The sequence below is a fragment of the Bradyrhizobium amphicarpaeae genome (genome assembly GCF_002266435.3).
GTDB classification, from domain to species: Bacteria; Pseudomonadota; Alphaproteobacteria; order Rhizobiales; family Xanthobacteraceae; genus Bradyrhizobium; species Bradyrhizobium amphicarpaeae.
The window spans coordinates 3,552,309-3,572,984 of the sequence record NZ_CP029426.2 but is presented as its reverse complement, the minus strand read 5'-3'; the positions used below and the strand labels follow the sequence as shown (position 1 = coordinate 3,572,984).

At 65.7% G+C, this 20,676-nt stretch carries 19 protein-coding genes, 1 tRNA gene and 1 pseudogene; 8 read left to right on the top strand and 13 right to left on the bottom strand.

Annotated features, from left to right (window positions below; all coding sequences use genetic code 11):
- Positions 1-2: 2 nt before the first annotated feature.
- From CIT40_RS16590 to CIT40_RS16565, 6 genes are all read right to left on the bottom strand, one after another.
- Positions 3-341, bottom strand: coding sequence for a lipid-A-disaccharide synthase N-terminal domain-containing protein (locus tag CIT40_RS16590; protein WP_063194420.1), 339 nt, complete (start codon positions 339-341; stop codon positions 3-5).
- Positions 338-1,069 carry a glycosyltransferase family 2 protein gene (locus CIT40_RS16585; RefSeq protein ID WP_094897000.1) on the bottom strand — a complete coding sequence of 244 codons (732 nt, stop codon included), beginning with the start codon at positions 1,067-1,069 and terminating at the stop codon, positions 338-340. The genes CIT40_RS16590 and CIT40_RS16585 overlap by 4 nt, the downstream gene beginning before the upstream one ends.
- Positions 1,070-1,153: 84 nt before the next feature.
- Positions 1,154-1,999 (bottom strand): phosphatase PAP2 family protein, encoded by an 846-nt coding sequence (locus tag CIT40_RS16580; RefSeq protein ID WP_094896999.1) that lies wholly within the window; start codon positions 1,997-1,999, stop codon positions 1,154-1,156.
- A gap of 1 nt (position 2,000) precedes the next feature.
- Entirely contained in the window at positions 2,001-3,743 is a 1,743-nt protein-coding gene (locus tag CIT40_RS16575) for an ArnT family glycosyltransferase (protein ID WP_094896998.1), read from the bottom strand.
- 50 nt (positions 3,744-3,793) lie between these two features.
- Complete coding sequence (gene pbpC, locus CIT40_RS16570) at positions 3,794-5,932, bottom strand: penicillin-binding protein 1C (protein ID WP_244611984.1); 2,139 nt, start codon at positions 5,930-5,932, stop codon at positions 3,794-3,796.
- 27 nt (positions 5,933-5,959) lie between these two features.
- The gene (locus CIT40_RS16565; RefSeq protein ID WP_094897117.1) at positions 5,960-11,164 is read right to left on the bottom strand and encodes an alpha-2-macroglobulin family protein; all 5,205 of its coding nucleotides are present in this window, start codon (positions 11,162-11,164) and stop codon (positions 5,960-5,962) included.
- 404 nt (positions 11,165-11,568) lie between these two features.
- On the opposite strand from CIT40_RS16565, the gene CIT40_RS16560 reads away from it, so the two are divergent.
- The 3 genes and pseudogenes from CIT40_RS16560 to CIT40_RS16550 all read left to right on the top strand — a co-directional run bounded on the left by CIT40_RS16560 (position 11,569) and on the right by CIT40_RS16550 (position 12,348).
- Positions 11,569-11,645 (top strand) — tRNA-Arg (locus CIT40_RS16560).
- Between the two features lie 139 nt (positions 11,646-11,784).
- On the top strand, positions 11,785-12,012 hold the full coding sequence (locus CIT40_RS16555; protein ID WP_094896997.1) for a hypothetical protein: 228 nt from the start codon (positions 11,785-11,787) through the stop codon (positions 12,010-12,012).
- Positions 12,013-12,148: 136 nt separating this feature from the next.
- Positions 12,149-12,348 (top strand): annotated as a pseudogene (locus CIT40_RS16550) (DUF2171 domain-containing protein).
- Between the two features lie 124 nt (positions 12,349-12,472).
- Here CIT40_RS16550 and CIT40_RS16545 read toward each other — a convergent pair.
- Positions 12,473-12,691 carry a hypothetical protein gene (locus CIT40_RS16545; protein WP_094896996.1) on the bottom strand — a complete coding sequence of 73 codons (219 nt, stop codon included), beginning with the start codon at positions 12,689-12,691 and terminating at the stop codon, positions 12,473-12,475.
- Between the two features lie 294 nt (positions 12,692-12,985).
- Entirely contained in the window at positions 12,986-13,135 is a 150-nt protein-coding gene (locus CIT40_RS16540; protein WP_167443354.1) for a hypothetical protein, read from the bottom strand.
- 260 nt (positions 13,136-13,395) lie between these two features.
- On the opposite strand from CIT40_RS16540, the gene CIT40_RS16535 reads away from it, so the two are divergent.
- Positions 13,396-13,554, top strand: a complete 159-nt coding sequence (locus CIT40_RS16535; RefSeq protein ID WP_094897113.1) for a hypothetical protein — start codon at positions 13,396-13,398, stop codon at positions 13,552-13,554.
- A gap of 348 nt (positions 13,555-13,902) precedes the next feature.
- On the opposite strand, the gene CIT40_RS16530 is transcribed toward CIT40_RS16535, so the two are convergent.
- From CIT40_RS16530 to CIT40_RS16520, 3 genes are all read right to left on the bottom strand, one after another.
- The gene (locus tag CIT40_RS16530) at positions 13,903-14,679 is read right to left on the bottom strand and encodes a hypothetical protein (protein WP_094896995.1); all 777 of its coding nucleotides are present in this window, start codon (positions 14,677-14,679) and stop codon (positions 13,903-13,905) included.
- 174 nt (positions 14,680-14,853) lie between these two features.
- Entirely contained in the window at positions 14,854-15,084 is a 231-nt protein-coding gene (locus CIT40_RS16525; RefSeq protein WP_094896994.1) for a hypothetical protein, read from the bottom strand.
- Between the two features lie 81 nt (positions 15,085-15,165).
- Positions 15,166-15,402 (bottom strand): hypothetical protein, encoded by a 237-nt coding sequence (locus tag CIT40_RS16520; RefSeq protein ID WP_094896993.1) that lies wholly within the window; start codon positions 15,400-15,402, stop codon positions 15,166-15,168.
- Between the two features lie 266 nt (positions 15,403-15,668).
- Here CIT40_RS16520 and CIT40_RS16515 point away from each other — a divergent pair, with 266 nt between their 5' ends.
- A complete protein-coding gene (locus CIT40_RS16515) occupies positions 15,669-16,016 on the top strand; it encodes a DUF6481 family protein (RefSeq protein WP_094896992.1) in 348 nt (115 codons plus the stop codon).
- 126 nt (positions 16,017-16,142) lie between these two features.
- Here CIT40_RS16515 and CIT40_RS16510 read toward each other — a convergent pair whose 3' ends face one another.
- Positions 16,143-16,388, bottom strand: a complete 246-nt coding sequence (locus CIT40_RS16510) for a pentapeptide MXKDX repeat protein (RefSeq protein WP_094896991.1) — start codon at positions 16,386-16,388, stop codon at positions 16,143-16,145.
- A 336-nt stretch (positions 16,389-16,724) separates the two neighbouring features.
- Here CIT40_RS16510 and CIT40_RS16505 point away from each other — a divergent pair, with 336 nt between their 5' ends.
- Genes CIT40_RS16505 through CIT40_RS16495 form a run of 3 tightly spaced genes read left to right on the top strand, consistent with a single transcriptional unit; the run spans position 16,725 to position 19,653 of the window.
- A complete protein-coding gene (locus tag CIT40_RS16505; protein WP_094896990.1) occupies positions 16,725-17,747 on the top strand; it encodes a TRAP transporter substrate-binding protein in 1,023 nt (340 codons plus the stop codon).
- The gene (locus tag CIT40_RS16500) at positions 17,744-18,298 is read left to right on the top strand and encodes a TRAP transporter small permease (RefSeq protein ID WP_094896989.1); all 555 of its coding nucleotides are present in this window, start codon (positions 17,744-17,746) and stop codon (positions 18,296-18,298) included. The genes CIT40_RS16505 and CIT40_RS16500 overlap by 4 nt, the downstream gene beginning before the upstream one ends.
- On the top strand, positions 18,295-19,653 hold the full coding sequence (locus tag CIT40_RS16495) for a TRAP transporter large permease (protein ID WP_094896988.1): 1,359 nt from the start codon (positions 18,295-18,297) through the stop codon (positions 19,651-19,653). Before CIT40_RS16500 ends, CIT40_RS16495 begins: the two co-directional genes overlap by 4 nt.
- Before the next feature lie 102 nt (positions 19,654-19,755).
- Here the strand turns inward: CIT40_RS16495 and CIT40_RS16490 are convergent, their stop codons facing one another.
- Complete coding sequence (locus tag CIT40_RS16490) at positions 19,756-20,676, bottom strand: hydroxymethylglutaryl-CoA lyase (protein ID WP_094896987.1); 921 nt, start codon at positions 20,674-20,676, stop codon at positions 19,756-19,758.

Genomic DNA, 20,676 nt, shown 5'->3' with positions numbered 1-20,676 from the left:
AACTAGCGCTCCAGCGTCTTCGACGCCTTGCCGCGATTCTTGATGATCAGCATGATGTTGCGGATATAGATCACCGTCGCCAGCGATTGCCCGAGGATGATGACCGGTTCGCGCTTCACGACGCCGTAGACCAGCGTCATCAGCCCGCCGCCCATCGAGCAGAACCAGAACGCCATCGGCACCACGCTGTTGCCGGCGCGCTCGCTCGCGATCCACTGCACCAGGAAGCGCGCGGTGAAGAACAGCTGCGCGACGAGGCCGAACGCCAGCCAAAAATCGAACTTGGCGACGAAGACGTCGTAGAGATAGTTGCTCAGCGCCTGACCGTATTGGATGATCATGCGTTCACCTCAGTCACTTCCGGGGTCGGCTTCTTGCGGCGGATCAGCCACCATACCCCGGCGAGATCCATGATTCCGATCCACAGCCGGTCGAAGAAGCCGTAATTCGAAACGCCGGAATGGCGCGGCCGGTCGATCACGTCGACATAGGCGATGTCGTAGCCCTCGCGTCGGACCAGCGCCGGCAGGAAGCGATGCAGCCCGTCGAAATAGGGCATCATCAGGAAGACTTCGCGGCGGAATGCCTTCAGCCCGCAGCCGGTATCCCGCGTGCCGTCCTTCAGGATGGCGTTGCGGATGCCGTTGGCGACGCGCGACTGGAATTTCTTGAAGCCGGTATCCTTGCGTCCGACGCGCTGCCCTGCGGCGAGGCCGACGCGCCCTGCCCCCTTCTCGACCGCCGAAAGCAGATCGGGCAGGAAGGCCGGATTGTTCTGGCCGTCGCCGTCGAGCGTCGCCACGATCGCGCCGCGCGCCGCGCGCACGCCGCTGCGCACCGCCGCGGATTGGCCGCCTGATCTGGCATGGCGAAGCTGGCGCAGATTGTCCCGCCGCGCCATGATGGCTGCGAGGCGTTCGCCGGTGGCATCGGTCGAGCCGTCGTTGACGTAGATGATCTCATAGGCCCAGCGGCCGTCGAGCGCCGCGCCGATCTCCGCGATCAGCGGCGCGATGTTGTCGGCTTCGTTGCGCACGGGAACGACGATGGAAACCGAGGGCTGGGACACCGGAGGCTGGGACGACGACAAATCGAGGCTCGTGGTTGGAATGGGCGTTGCCGGGGAACCGGCGGCCCCGTCAGGCAGCCGCTTTTATGGGGCGGATGCCCCGCGGGCAACCCTTTTGAGATGGCCCGGGATCGCCCCGGCAAGGGGCACGATGGTGCCGTCGGCGCGGATGGCAAAACCCAGCCGCCTGGCCGCGAACCAATAGCGGACCGCCATGGCGCCGACCGTGCCGATCAGGGCGCCGGCCACGACGTCGCTCGGGTGATGCGCGACCAGCACCAACCGCGTCAACAGGATCACGATTGCGTAAGTGAACATGAACACGCGCAGCCGCGGCCACAATGCCGACACCGCAAACGCCAGCGCGAATGCCGCCACCGCATGGCCCGACGGCAGACTGGCGTAAGCCCCCGTCCCCTCGAACGGCATGAAGTTGAACGGATTGGCCTTGCCGCCGACGAACGGACGTCCGCGGCCGATGACATATTTCAGGATCTCGGCAACGAATGCCGAGACGGCAATCGACAGAAACATGAACTGCAGCCGTGTGCCGAGACCGAGGAGAAGCGTGCGGCGTGTCCCGTGAAGCCCTGCCGCAACGAACGCCAGCACCACCAGCGCAGCTCCCAGCGCGATGAGCAAATACTCGTCCTTGCCGAAATCGGTCAGGATACGGATCGGCCACAGGCTTGGCGTGCCGCGCGCCGGCATCAGCTGGATCTCGGTCTGGTCGAACGCGACCATCAGCACAATGACGAGTGCTGCGCCAGCCGCGCTGAGCCACAGCGAATGCCGCGCCAGTTTTCGCGCGGCCTCTGCCCGCCGCGAATGCGAGGGCGTGCGAACGAGCTGCTTCAGTGCGCGGCCCGACACGGCAAGCAACTGCGCGGGATAGAACGGGCGCGGCGAGCGGCTGGTCGTGACAGGCATCCTAATCGGTGCCTTCGGAGCGGAAGATCGAGATCGAGATTGCGCGTCCCTGCGAGAAATTATAGCCGTCGATGCGGGCACCGACCTTGTAGCGCAGCCCGATCGCCTCGGCACGCTGCACGAAGCTCCGCTCCGAACGCTGCTCGATCAGCGCGAAGCGGCAGCTCCCTTGCCGCAGGAAATCCGCGGCGCCGGAGCCGTCCGTCAGCACGGTCTGGGTGCCCGTCAGGAACACGAGGCTCGGCTCGTGATAGCCGGCAGCCGCAGCCTTCGGCCCGACGCAGGTGACGTTGCGAAGCGCGCGCGCGACCTCGATGCTCGGAAACAGCGGCGTCAGCGACGGCAGCACGATGCCGTACACCACCACCGCCAGCATCAGGGCCGCGACCAGCGCATTGAGCAGCGAGCGCTCGGCGCGATTGTTGTCGTAGAGCCACCAGGCGAACAGGCCGAAGATCAGCGCCGCCGCGATGAACGGCCAGGCCACGAAGGCCGGCTGCCGCGTCAGCATCACCGCACCCACCACCGCGATGAACGAGGCGGCCGCGGGGATCGCAAACCACCAGGCCGAACCGCGCATCAGCCAGGAGCGCGACAGCACCCGCCGCTCCACCGCGCCGGCGGTGAGGATCGCGATCGCCGGATACAGCGGCAGCACGTAATGCGGCAGCTTGGTCAGGACCGCCTCGAACACGATCCAGGACGGGATCAGCCAGGCCAGCAGAAACTGCGCGCCGGGCTCGCGCCTGGCCCGCCACACCGCGGGCGCCGCCATCGCCGCGAGCGGCGCGCCCGGCCAGAACGTGATCCAGAACAGCGCCAGGTACAATCCGGGCGGCGCGCCATGGGATTCCTGGGCGCCGATCTTGCTCAGCATGTCGCCGCCCACGGAGTCCGCAAAGAAGGCATCGCCCGCGCGCCAGAAGATCGCGATGAACCAGGGCAGCACCAGCACCAGCATCCACATCAGGCCCCAGAGCGGACGCAGCTTCCACAACCAGGAGGAATCGCGGTCTTGGATCGCGAGCGCGACAATGGTCAGGCCTGCGAACATCAGGATCAGCGGGCCCTTGATCAGGATGCCCACCGCAAGCGCTGTCCAGAAGATCGCGGGCCAGCTCCAGGGCGGATGTGTCTCGTCCTCGGCGCGCTGCCACGACAGATAGGCCCGCGCCATCGCGCCCATCGCGGCGACCACGCAGAGCAGCAGCATCGCGTCGGTCTTGGCGAGCCGCGCCTCGACGCCGAGCAGCACCGACGCACACATCATCAGCGCCGCCAGCACCGCGGCGCGTCGCGTGACGAAACCGAGCGCGGCCCAATAGGTCATGAGCACAGCGCCGACCGCGCCGATCAGCGACGGAATCCGGTAGACCCAGATCCGCAATTCGGCCTTGGGCAGCTTCAACGCCGAGGCGATCTCGACTGCCGCCGATTGCAGCCAGTAGATGCCGACCGGCTTCTTGTAGCGGACGTCTTCCTGGAAGCGGATATCGACATAGTCGCCGCTCTCGACCATCTGCTTGGTGGCCTGGGCGAACCGCGCCTCGTCGCGGTCGACCGGCGGGATCGTGAAGAAGCCCGGCAGGAACAACAGCAGCGCGCACACCAGCAGGAAGGCGACGGCGCGGGCATGGCTGGCCGTGACGACATCGAGCATGCTCACGAGCCGGCTGCCCGGATTCGCGGGCGATTTCGGCTCGCGGGGCGCTCCAAAACGGGGGGTAGGATAGGTCTCGGCCATTGGTTCCGCTTACGCCGAAACCGCCATCGCCACAACCGCTTGAGGCGGGGTCATTGAATTCGAATGACGACTGTGTCCGCGGCGCCAGTGGCATCGATCACGGTGAGCCGCGCAAAGCCGGGACCCGGTGGATCGATCAGGCGCTGGCGGCGGCCGTCGATCTCGCCGAGCGCGGTACCGTTAACCATGACGGTCATGGGCAGCACGCCGCCGGCGACCTTGACCGGCATCGCTGCACTCTCCTGGCCCCCGGAGCGATCGACATCGATCCGCGACCCGTTCAGCGGAAACTGGATGTGCAGCGCCTGCTCGCGGCCGGTCCGTACCAGCTCTCCCACCGGCCGGAACCGTTTCAGCGGCAACGGCAGCTTGGCATTGCTGGCAACCAGGGTTCCCCGTGGCGGCTTCGGCAATGCGGCCAGCGTCTTGCCGGTGCGCGCGAAGGCATCGAACAGGATCGGTGCGGCGGCGACGCGGCCGATCAGGCCCGGAACCGGCGCACCGTCGGGACGACCGACCCAGACGCCGATGGTCATCCGGCCGTCGAACCCGACCGACCAGGCGTCGCGGTAGCCGTAGGAGGTGCCGGTCTTGAAGGCGATGCGGTTGTGTGCGGCATTCTCCGGTGGCGGCGTTCCCAGCAGAACGTTGCCGACCTGCCAGGCCGCGACGGGATCCAGCAGCCGAAGCGGCTCCCGGTCGTCCTTGTCAGCCATCACCTCGCGCAACGGCTTGGTGGTGCCGAGCCGGGCGAAGCCGGTGTAGAGCTGGGCGAGATCCTGCAGCGTCACACCGACGCCGCCAAGCCCCATGGCGAGGCCCGGCGCTTCGTCCTTGGGCAGAACCAGATTGCCGCCGGCCTGCCGCAGCCGGGACGCCAGCCGGCTGGAGCCGACGCGATCGAGCAACACGATCGCCGGCACGTTCAGCGAGAGTTGCAGCGCCTTCCTGACCGGTACCGTGCCCTGGAAGGTCATGTCGAAATTTTCCGGCGCGTAGGAGCCGAAGCGGACCGGACGATCATCGATCAGGCTCTCCGGATGAACGAAGCCGTCCTCGAAGGCGAGCCCGTAGATGAAGGGTTTGAGCGTCGAGCCCGGCGAGCGGATCGCGCGGGTCATATCGACCTGCCCCGCCCGGCTTTCGTCGAAATAATCAGCCGACCCCACACGCGCCAGCACGTCGCCGCTGTCATTGTCGACCACGATGATGCCGACCGAGATGTTCGGGCCGAGCGCGATCGCGCGATCTCGCGCCAGCGGCTCCAGAACCTTCTGCAGATTCGCATCCAGCGTCAGCTTGATGACCGGCGTGTCCTTGACCGTCGACAGCGCGGTATCGGAGGCATGCGGCGCCAGAATCGGCATCGGCTTGCGCAGCTTTGGCACGGGCACGGCCTTGGCCTGCCTGGCGTCGTCCACGCTGACCACATGCTCCTCGACCATGCGGTCGAGCACGCGGTCGCGCGCCTTGCGCGCGGCCTCGGGATGGCGGTCGAGGCGCCGCGTCTCCGGCGATTGCGGCAGCGCGACCAGCAGCGCCGCCTCGGCCAGCGACAGGCGCTTCGGCTCCTTGCCGAGATAGCCGATGGAGGCGGAACGAATGCCCTCGAGATTGCCGCCGTAAGGCGCCAGCGCGAGATAGAGATCGAGGATCTGCGCCTTGCTCATGCTGCGCTCGATCTCGATCGCACGAACCATCTGCCGCAGCTTGGCGTAGAGCGAACGCTGCCGCCGCGGCTCCATCAGCCGGGCCAGCTGCATGCTGATGGTCGAGCCGCCCGACACGATGTGGCCGCGTGTCGCGAGCTGCAGGGCGGCACGCCCGAGCGCCAGCGGGTCGAGACCGTTATGCGCGTAGAAGCGCTGATCCTCATAGGCGAACAGCAGTTTCAGATAGGTCGGATCGACGTTGGATTTGGCATCGACGGGCAACCGCCAGCGACCGTCCGGCATCGCATAGGCGCGCAGCAGCTTGCCGTTGCGGTCGACGATGGTGGTGGAGACGTGCCGGGCTTCGTCGAGCGGGAGAGGTCCGAGGGAATAGACCCAGCCGACGAAGCCGATGATGGCGAGGACGAGGGTGAGCGCGGCCACCGACAGAACCCGAAAGGCAAGCCACCCTCTCCGCCCGTCATGGCCGGGCTTGACCCGGCCATCCACGCCGTCATGCGGCTCTGCTGTGCTCATCACTTCACTCGGATTCGAGCCCACCGCTCACTTCGCCGCCCGCACCTCGACGGTCCCCGTGCCCGTCCGACCGTAGCGCGAGGGATTGTACATGTCCTCGACATAGGCCTGCGGCAGCACGTATTTGCCGGGAGAGACCACGCGCACGATATAGGCGACGGTGAAGACCGACTTGGAGTCCGCGGCGCGATCGACCGCGGCGGTGAAGCGGTCGTCGCGGAACTCGGTGTCCTCAGGCTCCTCGCCGTCCTCGATCCAGTCCAGCGTGCCGCTGTCGCCCGACGACACCAGCCTCGGGTTGTCGATCTCGAGGCCCGCCGGCAGATAGTCGGACACCATGATGTGGCCGTACTCGGGCTTGGCCTCGGTGATCTTCAGCACCACCGCAAAGCGCTGGTTCTGCTTGACCTTGCTGATGTCGGCCGGCTTGCCGTCGAGCGTGAAGAAATTGCGCTCGATCTTGAAGCCGTTGGAGGCGGCCGGCTCCGGCGTCACCGGCGAGCCCGACACCGAGATCACCGCCTGCACGGGCGCGTCGCCGGTGTTGGTGATCTTCAGCGGCTTGCCCTCCAGCGTCGCAGCCTTGTAGCTGCGGTAGAGCGCGGTCTTGACCGGCTGGCCGTCCACGTCCATGGACAGGTTTTCCTTGGCCAGCGCGCGCGCCGCCAGCACCAGCCACGCATTCTCCTGCGTGGAGGTGTAAGGCGTCAGCCCGCGCGCGGTCTCCACCCGCGACACCGCCTGCGTCAGCGTCGCCTTCGGCGCGTTGCCTTCGCTGGCCAGCGACACCAGCGCTGCGGCATCGCGGAGCTGCGAGCCGTAGTCGGTGCGGCCGAACTCCAGGACGGGCTTTGGCGCGAGGCTGTCGAGCGCGGCACCATAGACCCGTTCGGCGCGGTTGCGGTCGCCGACCAGGGCCAGCGCCGCCGCGAGCTGCGACTTCGCGATCGGGGTCGCGAGGTTGTTCAGCTTGGTGTCGGCGAGATAACGAAGATCGCCGATCGGAGCTGCGCCGTTGCGGGCGAGCACGTAGAGGCCGTAAGCGAGATCGCGCCCGCCGTCCTTCTCCGGCTCGTTGCCGTTGACGACGGAGTTTCTGACACGGTCGAGCGCGTTCTTGAACAGCACGTCCGGCACCACAAAACCCTTTTCGCGGGCGCGGGTCAGGAAGTCCGTCACGTAGGCATCGAGCCAGGCATCGTCGCCGCCGGCCGACCACAGGCCGAACGAGCCGTTCGAGCCCTGTCGGGCCAACAGCCGCTCGATCGCATCGCGGATGCGCTGATCGACTTCGGTGTCCATGGCGAGGTGAGCACCGGCGGCGAGGTCGTTGACATAGAGCAGCGGCATGGCGCGGCTCGTGATCTGTTCCGAGCAGCCATAGGGATAGCGATCGAGCGCCTTGAGGATCGTCGCTGCGTCGAGCGCGGTCGACAGGCTGGCCGAGACCGAGACGCTGCCGGTGCCCGGCACCAGGTCGGAGAACATGTCCGAGGTCAGCGTCAGGCTCTCGCCCTTCGCCAGCGTCCGGATCGAGCGCCGCGCCAGCACCTGCGTCGCGGCCTTGACGTCGAACGCGTAATGGCGCGCCAGCGTCAGGCCGCTCGGTCCCTTGATGTCGACGTCGAGCGTCGCCTGCCCCGCCGCGGTCGCGTCGATCGCGAGCGCGGAGGAGTTGCGCTGCTTGGCGGCGAGCTTGACCGTGGTCGCGGGGCTGCCGGTCATCTTCACCGGGCCGCCGGTCTTCACGTTGATGACGTAGTCGCCGGCCTGGCCTTCGACATTGTCGATCTCGAGGTTGACCGTGCCGTGGTCGCCATTGAGCAGGAAGCGAGGCAGGGTCGTGGTCAGCACCACGGGGTCGCGGATCACGACATCGGTGTTGGCGCGGCCAAGCTTGGTCGCGGTCCACGCCACAGCCATCACGCGCGCAGTACCGGCGAACTCCGGAATGTCGAAGCTGACTTCGGCGGTGCCGTCAGCGCCGGCCGTCACGATGCCCGAATAGAGCGCGAGCGGCTTTTGAGTGGGCGGCGAGCCCTGCAGCTCCGCCGCACCGGCGTCACCACCGGACTTGATCTGGCCGCGCGTGCCCGACATGCCGTCGATCAGCTGCCCATAGAGGTCGCGGATCTCGGCGCTCAGGCGGCGCTGGCCGAGATAGTAGTCGTCCGGCGCCGGCGGCTTGTAATTGGTGAGGTTGAGGATGCCGACATCGACAGCAGCGATGACGATCTTGGCGTCCTCGCCCGGATTGAGCCCGTCGAGCTTGACCGGAATCTTCAACGTCGAATTCGGTCGAACCAGCGCGGGCGGAGACAGCTTCACCTGAAGGGTGCGGGTCTGCTTGTCGATGCCGAACCATTTTAGCCCGATCGCCCGGCCCGGCATGCGCTGGGCCGCGGCATCGAGCGGGCGGCGCAGCGTCGCCACCACGTAGGCACCGGTGCCCCAGTCCTTGCCGACCGGGAGCTTCACCTGGGCAGTGCCTTCCTTGACGTCGATGGTCTGGGTCGTCAGCAGGCGGTCGCCGAGCACATTGATGGTGAGCTTGCCGGCGCTGCGGACGTTGACCGACACGGTCATGGTGTCGCCGGAGGCGTATTGCGGCTTGTCGATCGAGGTCTCCAGCAGGTCCGGGGTGTCGGCGCTGCCGTCGGAATACCAGCCGACGTCGAACTGCACCGAGGTCACCGGGCCATCGGCATCGTTCGACTTCACGTCGAGGCGGTAGCGGCCGGGTTGCGGGTTGAGCGAAATCCGCGCCGGCTTGTCGGCCGCAATGGTCACGTCACCGTCGGCGACGCGCGAGGTCGACTTGACCGGCTCGTACTCCCAGTAATTGTTCTGGCGATACCATTGATAGCGCGACTCCATCTTCAGGAGTTCGTAGCGCAGGCCGTCGCGGCGCAGCTTCTCGCCCTCGGGCGAGACGAACAGAACGTCGAACTCGGCCTTGTCGCCCTCGGCGACGTTCTTGGCGCCGAACAGCGGCTTGATGCCGATCTGCGCCGCATTGGGCGCCACCGGCAGCACGATCTTGCGCTCGACGGCGCGGCCACCGGTCTCGACCATGCGCACGAAGATCTGCGCCTCCTGCGGACGGGTCGAGGCCGGCTGCTTGTCCAGCGTCACCGGGAAGGTCGCAACGCCGTTGGCGTCGGCCTCGGGCAGGTTCTCCAGCGGCGTACGCTCGTTCGAAGTCGTCTCCTCGTCGGCAACACCGAACTGATAGCCGGCAAAACCCGGGCGCTCCGCCGCGGGCGCGACCAGCATGTCGCCTTCGAGCTGCAGGCCCGAGGCCGGCGCGCCATAGAGGAAATGGCCGTACGCCTTAAGCTCCACTGGAGCGTTAGCTTTGATCAGCTTGTCCTTGGTAGACAAGTCGAATTCGATCCGATCAGGAACGTAGTCCTCGACCATGAAGGTGGTCTCTCCGACCGAGGCGCCCTTCGGATCGGTGAAGGCACGCGCCCGCCACGTCCCGGTCGGAACGGCCGAATTGAGCGGCACTGACAGCGTACGGCCGCCGGCGCCCTGGTCAGCGAGCACGGCGCGTCGGTATTCGACGCCGTCGGGGCGCTCGATCACCATCGTCAGCGGACCGCCGCTGACGGCATTGCCCTGCCCGTCACGCAACAGCGCGGTGAGATAGACGGTCTCGCTGGAGCGGTAGACGCCGCGCTCGGCATAGACGAAGGCGTCGGCACCCGCAGGCACCGCGCGCCCGGAGACGCCGCGATCGGACAGGTCGAAGGCGGAGGACTTCAGGCTGAGGAAGGCATAGTCCGCCTTCTCGCCGGTCACCGTCAGCATCGCTGGCGACAGGCCGCCCTCGCCGCGCGCAAGGCCCGCCTCGAACAGCACATGGCCGCTGTCGTCGGTCTTGCGGGTGGCAAGGATCTCGTTGTTGCGGGCAACCAGCCGGACCTCGGCCTTGCCGACCGGATCGGTCGAAGCCAGCGAGTTGACGAACACGTGGATGCCGTCATTGCCGGAATAGGCGGCAACGCCGAGATCGGAGACGATGAACCATTGCGTGGCAAGCTGGTAATCGTCGTCAGAGCCCGGGCCCTTGGCGGCGGCCGTCATCACGTAGACGCCGGGCTGGAGCTCGCCGAGCGCCTGGTCGACCGGGAACGCCGTGGTGACGTCCTGGTTCAGCGTCATCGCGGTCGCGAGCTCGCCGGTCCAGACCTTGACGCCGCGCTCGTCGCCGAGATCGGAGAGCTGGTACTTCGACAGCGTCTTCTGGAAATCGCTGTCGACCACCGTGTTGATCAGGTTGCGGTCACCGATCCGGAAGACGTTGATGTTGACCGCGGGCGTATTGACGCTGACCACGGGAATGCCGCGCTGGCCGGTTCGGGGCAGCACATAGGCCCGGCTGGTGAAGCGCACGAATGGCTTGCGATCGCGCACATAGACGTTGAACTCGGCCGATTTCGGCAGCCCCTCCTTCACCGTGGACGGCAGGCCGGCGCGCAGATTGATGTTGTAACGCTCGCCATGCTTCAGCCCGTCGACGCAGAGCTGCTTGCCTTCGGCCGACAGTGCCGGCTTGTCCTGCCCCGCCAGCGCCAGGTACGGCGCGAAGTCGGTGCGCTTGGCCAATTCCTCGGAGAACTGGAAGCAGGCGCGCGGGCTCGCCGAATCCGAGTCCACGGTGTAGTCGAGCAGCCGGAAGCCGTGCTCGTCGCGCATCTTCTCGTATTGGCCGCGGACGTCGGCGACCTCGCGCATGTCGAGCGACAATCGCAGCGAATCCAGCGCCGGCCGCCACAGCTTGCGCTCCGACAGCGACTTGCCGAGCACCGCAAGCGCGTCGGCCTCCTCGCCCGGATTGCCGGCGCGCTGGTAGGCGATATAGGCCGCGGTCGAGGCGCGTTCCAGCAGGAAGGTCTGCTCGCTCGAGTTCTTCGGCGAGATCTGGAAGATGACCTTGGCGAGCCGCAGCCAGTTGCCGGCGTCCTCCGGCGTGGTCGCCGCGATCTGACCGAGGACCGACAGGCCGGTACGATAATCATTGCGTCGGAAGGCGGCGTCGGCGTCCGTCTTCAAAGTCGCATTGGTCTTGGCGACGGGCCCCGCCTCGCTCTTGATCTGGGCCTCGAGCTTGATCGCGGAATCGGCGAGGTCGTCGCGCTTGAACGCCTTGTCGGCAGCATGTGCCGCGCCAAGGCCGAGCGCCAGCGTGGCGCAGATTGTGACGGCGCGAACAAGACCGATCATGATGGACTCCCGGAAATCGCGGACAGCCGCCCGCAGGCAGCATGAAATGCGCGGAAAGGTGACGGACTCAAGGCGATGGAACCAAAGGTGCAGATCGTCGCATTCGCCATGGAAAGGCAAGCCCAGAGGAGACCGATCAAGATACCGCCGCTCACGCCGTCCTGATGGCGCAGCAATACCCGACCCGTCGACCGGCGGCCACGCCCCGGAAGCTGGCCAGCGTTCCCGGCGATGTGATCCATCGTCCAGTCCGCTGCCGCTCAACCCGGCACCCTGACATGCCACCGTCTCGCTTTGTCGCGGCTCTGAGCAAAACGGTTCGGTTCAGACTTGGCGAAAGACGATATTTTTCATATTTGGCATGGTAGATGAACGGCCGGCCTCGTCTCTGGGCGGCTCAAGACGGTCCCGTAGCTCAACTGGATAGAGCATCAGATTTCTACTCTGAGGGTTGCAGGTTCGATTCCTGCCGGGATCGCCAGCCTCACTCTAAACCACCGCCCTTCACGAACGCGTGGGTAACCATACGCCGGCCTTTGAACGGCGTCGATCAGTCCTATGTAAGCGCCGGGCGAAGTGCGCCCTATAGGACTTCGATGCTTCCAGCTGAATGGACGAGAATGGCCATCGCCTCTGCGGTGGCAATCGTCGCGATCTCGTATCTGGCAATCGACGCAGGCGTCGTGAACACCAGTGTGGTCACGAGGCCCATCAAAGTGGCTCAAGCGTCGATCATTGGTGCCGCCATGGGCCAGCATCAGCTTTCCTTCGCCGTTCGGGACTGGGCGCGTCCCAGCCGTGACAACAACGAAAAGCCGGTCCTGGAGCATTGCCTGGCGATCGACTGATCGAGGCCCCCTCTTCCGCAACAGCCTGAATTCTCCCTGCTTCCGTTTGAGACAGGCTTCAATGGTCTCCATGCGCATTTGCTGGATCGAAGTATCCACAGCTCGAGGCCTTGGTTGATCGAAACGGACCTTCAAAATCATCGGCAAGGACGGCGCCCGTGTCGGCACGATCGACCGCGTCGAGGCCAACCGCATCAAGCTGACGCGGAAGGACAGCCCGGAAGGTCACAAGGACCATCATCATACATCGACACGAAATATGTCGGTGCCGTCGAAGGCGATGTCGCCAAGCCTTCAATGAATGCCAGCGCCGTACCGAAGACGGAAGCCGCCTGAACATCGAGCCCCTTCGAGGGCCTTTTGTTTGTTCACGATCCGACTCCGCTTCGTTCCAAAAGCACGAATCGTAACCGCACAATCGGCGCGGCCCATGTCTTAACGTCGCGTTTCGATGGATCGATCACGTAGCCATGGACACGAGCATCGGTCGCAAGCGGTAAGCGTCGATCGCGGCATTCGACAATAGCAGCCTGCGCCGCTCCCCTCGCAGCATCAACCTGTCGATCCGGTTCAGGATGAAGCGGGCGGAGTCGTCGCGCTGGCCTGTGAGCAAGCCGGATCGGTCTAGATATTTCCAGGCGATGTCGAAGGACTGTGCGCGTAACTCGGGGTCGGTCATGAACGGCAAACGTCCGCGAGGAACGGAGGTTCCTGTTCGAGCGCGAGCAATCCGAGCCGCCCGCGCAACGCCAGGCATATCGAGAACGGCACAACAAAATGCGCAGTGGCGCGGAACGAGATCACGACCGGCACGTTGGATGGCATGAAATCAGGTGGTGCCGACCTCCCTGCCCCGGTCGGCTTTGAAGGGCCCCGTGCTTGTCCCCCGAGCACGGGGCTTTCTCATCGAGATCAACCGTCAGACCCGATCTCGACCTGCATCGTGTGACGCGAAAATCCCCTGCGAATGCCCTCAGTCCGCCCGCTCACCGCGACGATCACGGGCCAACTCGTACCAGGCCAGGGCCAATTGGATCAGCCGCTGCCGGTCGGCGCCTTCCGATGCCGCGGCCCGCTTCATTGCGGCTTCCGCTTCGTGCTGTGGGTCGAACTTGGTACACATGACACCGAACTCTAGCCGGCCATCTGGACAAGCCCATGGCAATTTCGTCCGTAAGATTGCGGGGTAACGCTGCGTCCGCCGGACTGGGGCAAACGCGCCGGCGCGATTGACTCACGATGCATGCGCTGATTGCGAAGCCATTTGGCTCGGCTTCATCCGGGCGATCTGTGAATTGCGTCACAGTCTGCGATCGGTATCTCGGTTAAACCATATCTCGACGCTCCCAGCAGCACGCGGAGGCACCGATGGTATTTCCCGTCATGACACAAGAAGCAGCAGCTCCGGCCAACGTCCCGACGCAACGACAAAGGACCGACCTGCTCGGCATCGCCTATCTCGGTACCATCGGCGTCGTGATGCTGGCCTGGATCGCCGGCCTGGTCTGGGGCGCGATTGCGTTCTTCAACTGGCTGGTGTGACGCAGCGCGATCCGTCGCGTTGGCGCGCAGGCTCGCGCCGCTTTAGAACAGGCAGTGCAGCACCTGCCCCAGCTTGATCCCGCCGCAAACGATCATAGCCCAAAGCGCCAAGCTGATCTGGATTGCATCCAGCATGTCCCACGTCCCCGCGAATCGCTTTCCCAATTTTTTTCTTTTGAGAATCGCGTGAAGCGGCACCGGTAGCCAGTGCTTTTTTGAGGCAGTTGTTGTGCGGCGCCGAACGCCGCCCCGAGATACGCATCGAGACAATCGGTTGACGGCACCAGCGTAGAAAAAGAGGCGGGCAATTCGCCCGCCTCTTTTCAAGCTCAGGATGCGAGCGGTGCCTTAGCGGCACGCCCGCGGATCGGTCGGCACGTACTGCCCATCCGGATAGCGGTAGTAGCAATTGCCCTGTGACCAGTAGTAGCCCGGCTGGGATGCTGCGGTGGCACCGGCGATGGCTCCGGTCGCGCCGCCGAGGACCGCGCCCGCGGCAGCCCCGGTCGCGTTGCCCGAGATCAGTCCGCCCAACACGCCGCCGACGATGGCGCCGCCCAGCGCGCTCGCGCCGGGATCAGCCGGCGGCGGAGGCGGAGGTGGCGGTGCATAGGCGACCGGGGGCGGCGGCGGGGCATAGGCCACCGGCACGTCGTCGTAATACTCTTCAGAGATATAGCCGGGCGGGCCAGCCATCCGTTGCGGATAATAATACCAGACACCGCCAACGTCCCACCACCAGCCGGAGCGGCCGTTGTGAACTTCGTGGCGCCAGCGCCCGCCGTCCCAGGAGCGATTGCCACGATAGGCATGTCCGCCCCAGTCGCGCGTCGGAGCGGGACCGCGGGCGACATAACGTCCCGGCGGCGGACCGCCGGCGCCGTGCGGACCGGGACCCGCATGGGGCTGGCCCCCGGGCTGCGGCGCGGGTCGGGCCGCCTGCTGCGGCGGCGGGCCCTTGCGGATGTTCTGACCGTCCGGAGGCGGTGCCCCTGCGCCCGGGCGGGCCGGAGGCTGGCCGGCGTCCCTCGGTGGCCTGGCGTCCTGGGCCTGCGCCGAAAGCGCGAGCAATGACACGGCCGAAACCAAAGGAATGATGATCTTCATGCGGCTGGACGCACTCATGCGTGCTTGACCCCTACTTTCCCGATTGCCGTGGTGCCTGGCGCGACAGACGATTCGAATCGCGCTTGGCTTGATGCCGGCTGATATAGCTGACCCGCCTGGTCGGCGAAGTCGCGTTACAAATGATTAAGATCACGGCATTTTTTCGGCTCGACGGGCCGTGCAGGAGCGCTTCTAGCGGGCCGGCTCGATTACGTTGCAATTGCGTCGCCCGGACATCAGGCAGTCCTGCATCTTGCTGGCCGCGGTGAGGTCTCGCGCGAGCCACCAGCCGATACCGAGGATCAGGATTGCGATGATCAAGCCGGCGATCGCACCGCGGCGGTTGTCACCGGATTGAGGCTTCGGCCGGGATTTCGGCTTCTCGCCCGGTTCGGGCTTGGACTCGAGCTTGGACGTGGGCATATGGCTACCTACCGCGCGGGCGAGCCGACTTACCAGTTGTGCGACGTCCCGTCACATCCCGAACAGCCCAACTCGTCAGGTTCAGCCCCGGGTCGCCCGGATCGCATCCTTGCGCGAGGTTTCGACCGCGGGGACAGCCTGCTGGAGCCGCGGTGCACAGGTCGTGAGCACGAACGCGGTCTGGGTGCATTCCCAGTCGGCCCCCAGGACAGCACTCTCGATGGGCTGCGGACGAGCGAGCAGCAGCGCGGCGCCGGCCACGGCGACCAGAGCCAACGCAATTGCGAGCGCCTTCAGGCGGAAGTGGAAGATCGTCATGCCCGTGCTCCGTCACGTATCGGGGCGGACGCTAGGCGTCGCCCTCGTGGTCCCTTATGAGGGACATCACAATTCGGCAGTTTTTCCGGGCTACGATGAGGTCGTCTGGGCGGCGACTTTTCGTCTACCTGATCGGCTGCGATTATGGGTGGCGTCGCGACGCGCGGCGATGTAAACGCTTCCTCGTCGCGTGGCGCCTGCTATGCCCAGCCGACGTACCAATCGAAGTGATGTAGGATCGGAAGCGAGGAAGACAAGGCTCGTCGATGAGTGGATTCAGGGAACCCGGTTTCGCAGACCGGCAAAAGGCGGCGCAGGACGCACGCAAAAACCTTTTAAACAAATTCAAGTCGCAGCCCGGGGCCGACGATCCCGCGGTCGCGGCGAAGCGTGCCGAGCGCGAGGCCCTCGCGGCCAAGCGGGCCGAGACGAAGGCTGCGCGCGAGGCCGAGAAGGCCGAGCAGAAGCGCCTTGCAGAAGAGGCTGCCGCGCTCGAGGCCGCCCGGATCGCCCGCGAAGCCGAAGAAGCCATCGCGAAGGCGGCTGAAGCCGAGGCCGAGCAAAAGGCCAAGCGTGACGCGCGCTACGCCGCCCGCAAGGCGAAGCGCAAGTAGCATTCGCGGGCGCGGTCGCGTTCGACTGGTTTGGACTGAAACATGACTCTGGGGCGGTCCACGTGACCGCCCCAGGACTTTTAGCGAGCGCTTGCCTGTCGCAAACGCTTCGCCGGCGATGGAAGATCAGTGCTTCTTCATCATCCCATCGTCCTTCTTCATCCCGTCCTTCGACATCGTATCCTTCTTCATGCCGTCGTCCTTGGACATGGTGTCCTTCTTCATCATGCCGTCCTTGGACATCGTGTCCTTTTTCATCATGCCGTCATCCTTGCCCATCTTGTCCTGGGCAAAGGCGGCCGGCGCGAGCGCGAGGCCAAGCGAGATGGCGGCAGCGGAGACGCCGAGCACGATGCGGGTACGAATGGTCATAAGTTAATTCCCTTCGGGATGGAGTTTGCCAGCGACGGACGCCGCTATTCAATCTCGACGGATTGACGCCCGGCCTTGTTACGGCCTCGCCAATAAATTTCTGAAGCCGCTGCCGTTCATCGCGATCACGTCCGCGCGAGCCGCACCGATGGCAAGCGGCCCAGGTGCTGCAGCGCAGCACGGCCACCCCCTTGCCCCCGCCTTCGGTCTCGAACTATCAGATGAGAGAATATTGGGTGAAAGACCGGCTAGGATGGGCCTACGCACCGGTCACAATGACCCGCCCAAATCACGCCAACAAGAACCGTCCGAAGAAACGCTCAAGGGGATCACACCATGTTCACGCGCCGCCATCTGCTCGCGACCGCTGTCGCTGCACCCGCCATCCTCCGCTTCGGCATCGGCACCGCGCATGCCGCGACCACGCTGAAGATCTCGCATCAGTTCCCGGGCGGCACTATCGACAAGGGCGATTTCCGGGACCGGCTCTGCCGCATGTTCGCAGCCGAGGTCGCCAAGCGCAGCAACGGCGACATCGCCGCCGAGATCTATCCGAACTCTTCGCTGATCAAGACCAACGCGCAGTTCTCCGCGATGCGCAAGGGCGCGCTCGACATCAGCCTCTATCCGATGCCCTACGCCGGCGGCGAGCTGCCGGAGACCAATATCGGCCTGATGCCCGGCCTCGTAACCACCTACGACCAGGGCATGCGCTGGAAGAAGGAGCCGGTCGGCAAGGCGCTGACCGACTTCCTCGCCGACAAGGGCATCATCCTGCTCACCTGGGTGTGGCAGGCCGGTGGCGTTGCCAGCCGCTCCAAGCCGATCGTCGCGCCGGAAGACGCCAAGGGCCTCAAGGTGCGCGGCGGCTCGCGCGAGATGGACATGGTGCTCCAGACCGCCGGCGCTTCGGTGCTGTCGGTGCCCTCGAACGAAATCTACGCGGCGATGCAGACCGGCGCCTGCGATGCCGGCATCACCTCCTCGACCAGCCTGATCTCGTTCCGGCTGGAAGAGGTCGCGAAGTCGCTGACGTCAGGGGCCGGCGCATCCTACTGGTTCATGCTCGAGCCGCTGATGATGTCGAAGGCGATCTTCGACAAGCTGCCGAAGAACCAGCAGGACATCCTGCTCGCGGTCGGCACCGAGCTCGAAGCCTTTGGCCGCAAGGGCGCGCAGGACGACGACATCGAGGTCGCCAAGGTCTACGAGAAGGCCGGCGCCAAGGTCTCGGCGCTCGATGCCGCGACCGTCGGCAAGTGGCGCGACATCGCCCGGGACACCGCCTGGAAGGACTACAGCGCCAAGACCGCGACCGCTGCAAACCTGCTCAAGCTCGCCACCGACGTCGCGGCATGAGCCACGGTCCGATTCCGGATCGTGACGTCCGCTCCGACGCTGCCGCAGGCACGGGCCCTGCGGCGGCGATCGATCGCGGTCTCTCCATCCTCAACAACATCATCGTCGTATTCGCCGCGATCGCACTGGTCGCGGCCTGCGCGATCCTGAGTTACAGCGTGCTCAGCCGCGCGCTGTTCAAGGCCGCCAATTACTGGCAGGACGAGGCCGCCGTGTTCCTCCTGGTCGGCGCGACCTTCATGACGGCCGCCTATGTGCAGCAGAACCGCGGTCATATCGGCATCGAGGCCTTTGTCGGCCTCTTGTCGCCGCTGGCGAACAAGATCCGGCTCTGGCTGGTCGATGCTGTCACATTCCTGTTCTGCGCCTTCTTCGCCTGGAAGTCCTGGACACTGGCCCATGAGGCCTATGTCGACGGCCAGGTCTCGAACTCGATGTGGTCGCCGCCGCTCGCCATCCCCTATTCGCTGATGGCGTTCGGCATGAGCCTGCTCTGCATCCAGATCCTCGTGCAGCTTGCGCTGCCCCTCACCGGAGCCAGGCGTTCATGAGCGTGTTCGGTATCGGCGTCGCCTATGGCGTTGCGACGCTGCTCGTGATGTTCTCGGGCATGCCGATCGCGTTCGCGCTCGGCGCGGTCGCGATCGTGTTCATGGGCATCTACATGCCCTCCGCGTCCCTCGATACGGTGACGCAGAACGTCTACGAGGAAATGGCCTCGATCACGCTGTTGTCGATCCCGCTCTTCATCCTGAAGGGTGCGGCGATCGGCAAGTCGCGCGCGGGCCAGGATCTCTATTCGGCGCTGCATGCCTGGCTGCACCGCGTGCCCGGCGGGCTCGGCGTCGCCAACGTGTTCGCCTGCGCGCTGTTCGCGGCGATGGCGGGCTCCTCGCCCGCGACCTGCTCGGCGATCGGCTCGGCCGGCATCCCCGAGATGCGCAAGCGCGGCTATTCCGGCGGCTTTGCAGCCGGCATCATCGCCGCCGGCGGCACGCTCGGCATCCTGCTGCCGCCCTCGATCACCATGATCCTGTTCGCGGTCGCGGCCGAAAAATCGCTCGGACGGCTGTTCCTTGCCGGCATCGGACCCGGCCTGCTGCTGGTCTCGCTGTTTGGCTTCTATGCGGTGTACCGCTTCCGCCGGGAATATGCGGCGGCCGAGGCCGTCTACAAGAACGGCGGCCCGGAAGCGGCGATCCTCGCCCGCGACGAATACACGCTCGCCGAACGCTTCAGCGTGCTGCCGCGCGTGATCCCGTTCGTGCTGCTGCTGACCGGCGTCATGATCGCGCTCTATGGCGGCTATGCCACACCGTCGGAAACCGCCGGCCTCGGCGGCCTGCTGGCGCTGGCCCTGATCGCGGCGATCTACAGCGTGTGGCGGCCGAGCGACCTCGCCCCCATCATGAAGTCGACGATCCGGGAATCGACCATGCTGATGATGATCATCGGCATGTCGCTGCTCTATTCCTACGTGATGAGCTACCTGCACATCTCGCAATCGGTCGCCGAATCCATCGTCGCGATGCACCTGCCGCGTTGGGAGTTGCTGTTTGCCATCCTCGTCATGGTCGTCGTGCTCGGCTTCTTCCTGCCGCCGGTCTCCATCATCCTCATGACCGCGCCGATCATCCTGCCGCCCTTACGCGCCGCCAATTTCGACATCATCTGGTTCGGCGTGGTCATGACCATCGTGATGGAGATGGGGCTGATCCATCCTCCCGTCGGCCTCAACATCTTCGTCATCCGCAACGTCGCGCCGGACATTCCCCTGCGCGAGGTGATCTGGGGCACGCTGCCCTTCGTTCTGCTGATGATGCTCGCGGTGCTGCTGCTGTGTTTCGTGCCGGAAATCTCGACCGGGCTGCCCGATCTTGTGATGGGGCCCGACGGGAGCAGGTAGCGGCACTTGCAATGCCGTAGGGTGGGCAAAGCGCAGCGTGCCCACCATCTGTTGACTATCAAGGCGAGAACGTGAGCACAGCGCTACGCGCCTTTGCCCACCCTACGGCACCTGCGAAGCGGCCCGCTTCTTCTTCGCATTCAGCGCGGACGCCACCCGGCTGACCGGCGGCTTGCCCAGCACACCGCTCATCGCATTGGTGGCCGCGAGCAGCTTCTCCATGTCGACGCCGGTCCTGACGCCCATGCCTTCGAGCATGTAGACGACGTCCTCCGTTGCAACATTGCCGGTCGCGCCGGGGGCATAGGGACAGCCGCCGAGGCCGCCGGCGGCGGCGTCGATGACGCGCACGCCCTCCTCCAGGCCGGCATAGAGGTTGGCCAGCGCCTGCCCGTAGGTGTCGTGGAAATGCATCGCGAGCCTGGCTGCGGGAACGTTGGCGGCCACCGCGCGCAGCATCTCCTTGGCCTTGGTTGGCGTGCCGACGCCGATGGTGTCGCCGAGCGAAACCTCGTAGCAGCCGATATCCCACAGCGTGCCCGCGAGATCGGCGACGGCCTTCGGCTTGATCTCGCCGTCGAACGGGCATCCCAGCACGCAGGAGATATAGCCGCGCACCTTGACGCCATCAGCCTTGGCGCGCGCCAGCACAGGCTTGAAGCGCTCGATGGATTCCGCGACCGTGCAATTGATGTTGGCGCGCGAAAAGCCCTCGGACGCCGCGGCGAACACCGAGACCACTTTCGCGCCCGCCGCGCGCGCGGCGTCATAGCCCTTCTCGTTCGGCACCAGCACGTGGAACTCGGCGCCCGTGATGTGGCTCACGCCGCGCAGCACGGCATCGGAGCTTGCCATCTGCGGGATCGCCTTGGGCGAGACGAAGGCGCCGACCTCGACCGTATCGAGCCCGGCTCCGACCAGCGCCTCGATGAAGGCGATGCGCGCCTCGACGCTGACTGATGTCTTCTCGTTCTGGAGGCCGTCGCGCGGCCCCATTTCGATGATGCGGACGGGGTCGCTCAT

Excerpts from the sequence above, each read along its gene's own strand:
- CIT40_RS16565 (WP_094897117.1), bottom strand. The coding sequence starts at position 11,164 with ATGATCGGTCTTGTTCGCGCCGTCACAATCTGCGCCACGCTGGCGCTC.
- CIT40_RS16510 (WP_094896991.1), bottom strand. The coding sequence starts at position 16,388 with ATGACCATTCGTACCCGCATCGTGCTCGGCGTCTCCGCTGCCGCCATC.
- CIT40_RS16525 (WP_094896994.1), bottom strand. The coding sequence starts at position 15,084 with ATGCCCACGTCCAAGCTCGAGTCCAAGCCCGAACCGGGCGAGAAGCCG.
- CIT40_RS16540 (WP_167443354.1), bottom strand. The coding sequence starts at position 13,135 with ATGTGTACCAAGTTCGACCCACAGCACGAAGCGGAAGCCGCAATGAAG.
- CIT40_RS16555 (WP_094896997.1), top strand. The coding sequence starts at position 11,785 with ATGGCCATCGCCTCTGCGGTGGCAATCGTCGCGATCTCGTATCTGGCA.
- CIT40_RS16520 (WP_094896993.1), bottom strand. The coding sequence starts at position 15,402 with ATGACGATCTTCCACTTCCGCCTGAAGGCGCTCGCAATTGCGTTGGCT.
- CIT40_RS16580 (WP_094896999.1), bottom strand. The coding sequence starts at position 1,999 with ATGCCTGTCACGACCAGCCGCTCGCCGCGCCCGTTCTATCCCGCGCAG.
- CIT40_RS16590 (WP_063194420.1), bottom strand. The coding sequence starts at position 341 with ATGATCATCCAATACGGTCAGGCGCTGAGCAACTATCTCTACGACGTC.
- CIT40_RS16505 (WP_094896990.1), top strand. The coding sequence starts at position 16,725 with ATGTTCACGCGCCGCCATCTGCTCGCGACCGCTGTCGCTGCACCCGCC.
- CIT40_RS16515 (WP_094896992.1), top strand. The coding sequence starts at position 15,669 with ATGAGTGGATTCAGGGAACCCGGTTTCGCAGACCGGCAAAAGGCGGCG.
- CIT40_RS16535 (WP_094897113.1), top strand. The coding sequence starts at position 13,396 with ATGACACAAGAAGCAGCAGCTCCGGCCAACGTCCCGACGCAACGACAA.
- CIT40_RS16490 (WP_094896987.1), bottom strand. The coding sequence starts at position 20,676 with ATGAGCGACCCCGTCCGCATCATCGAAATGGGGCCGCGCGACGGCCTC.
- pbpC (WP_244611984.1), bottom strand. The coding sequence starts at position 5,932 with ATGAGCACAGCAGAGCCGCATGACGGCGTGGATGGCCGGGTCAAGCCC.
- CIT40_RS16495 (WP_094896988.1), top strand. The coding sequence starts at position 18,295 with ATGAGCGTGTTCGGTATCGGCGTCGCCTATGGCGTTGCGACGCTGCTC.
- CIT40_RS16530 (WP_094896995.1), bottom strand. The coding sequence starts at position 14,679 with ATGAGTGCGTCCAGCCGCATGAAGATCATCATTCCTTTGGTTTCGGCC.
- CIT40_RS16575 (WP_094896998.1), bottom strand. The coding sequence starts at position 3,743 with ATGGCCGAGACCTATCCTACCCCCCGTTTTGGAGCGCCCCGCGAGCCG.
- CIT40_RS16545 (WP_094896996.1), bottom strand. The coding sequence starts at position 12,691 with ATGACCGACCCCGAGTTACGCGCACAGTCCTTCGACATCGCCTGGAAA.
- CIT40_RS16500 (WP_094896989.1), top strand. The coding sequence starts at position 17,744 with ATGAGCCACGGTCCGATTCCGGATCGTGACGTCCGCTCCGACGCTGCC.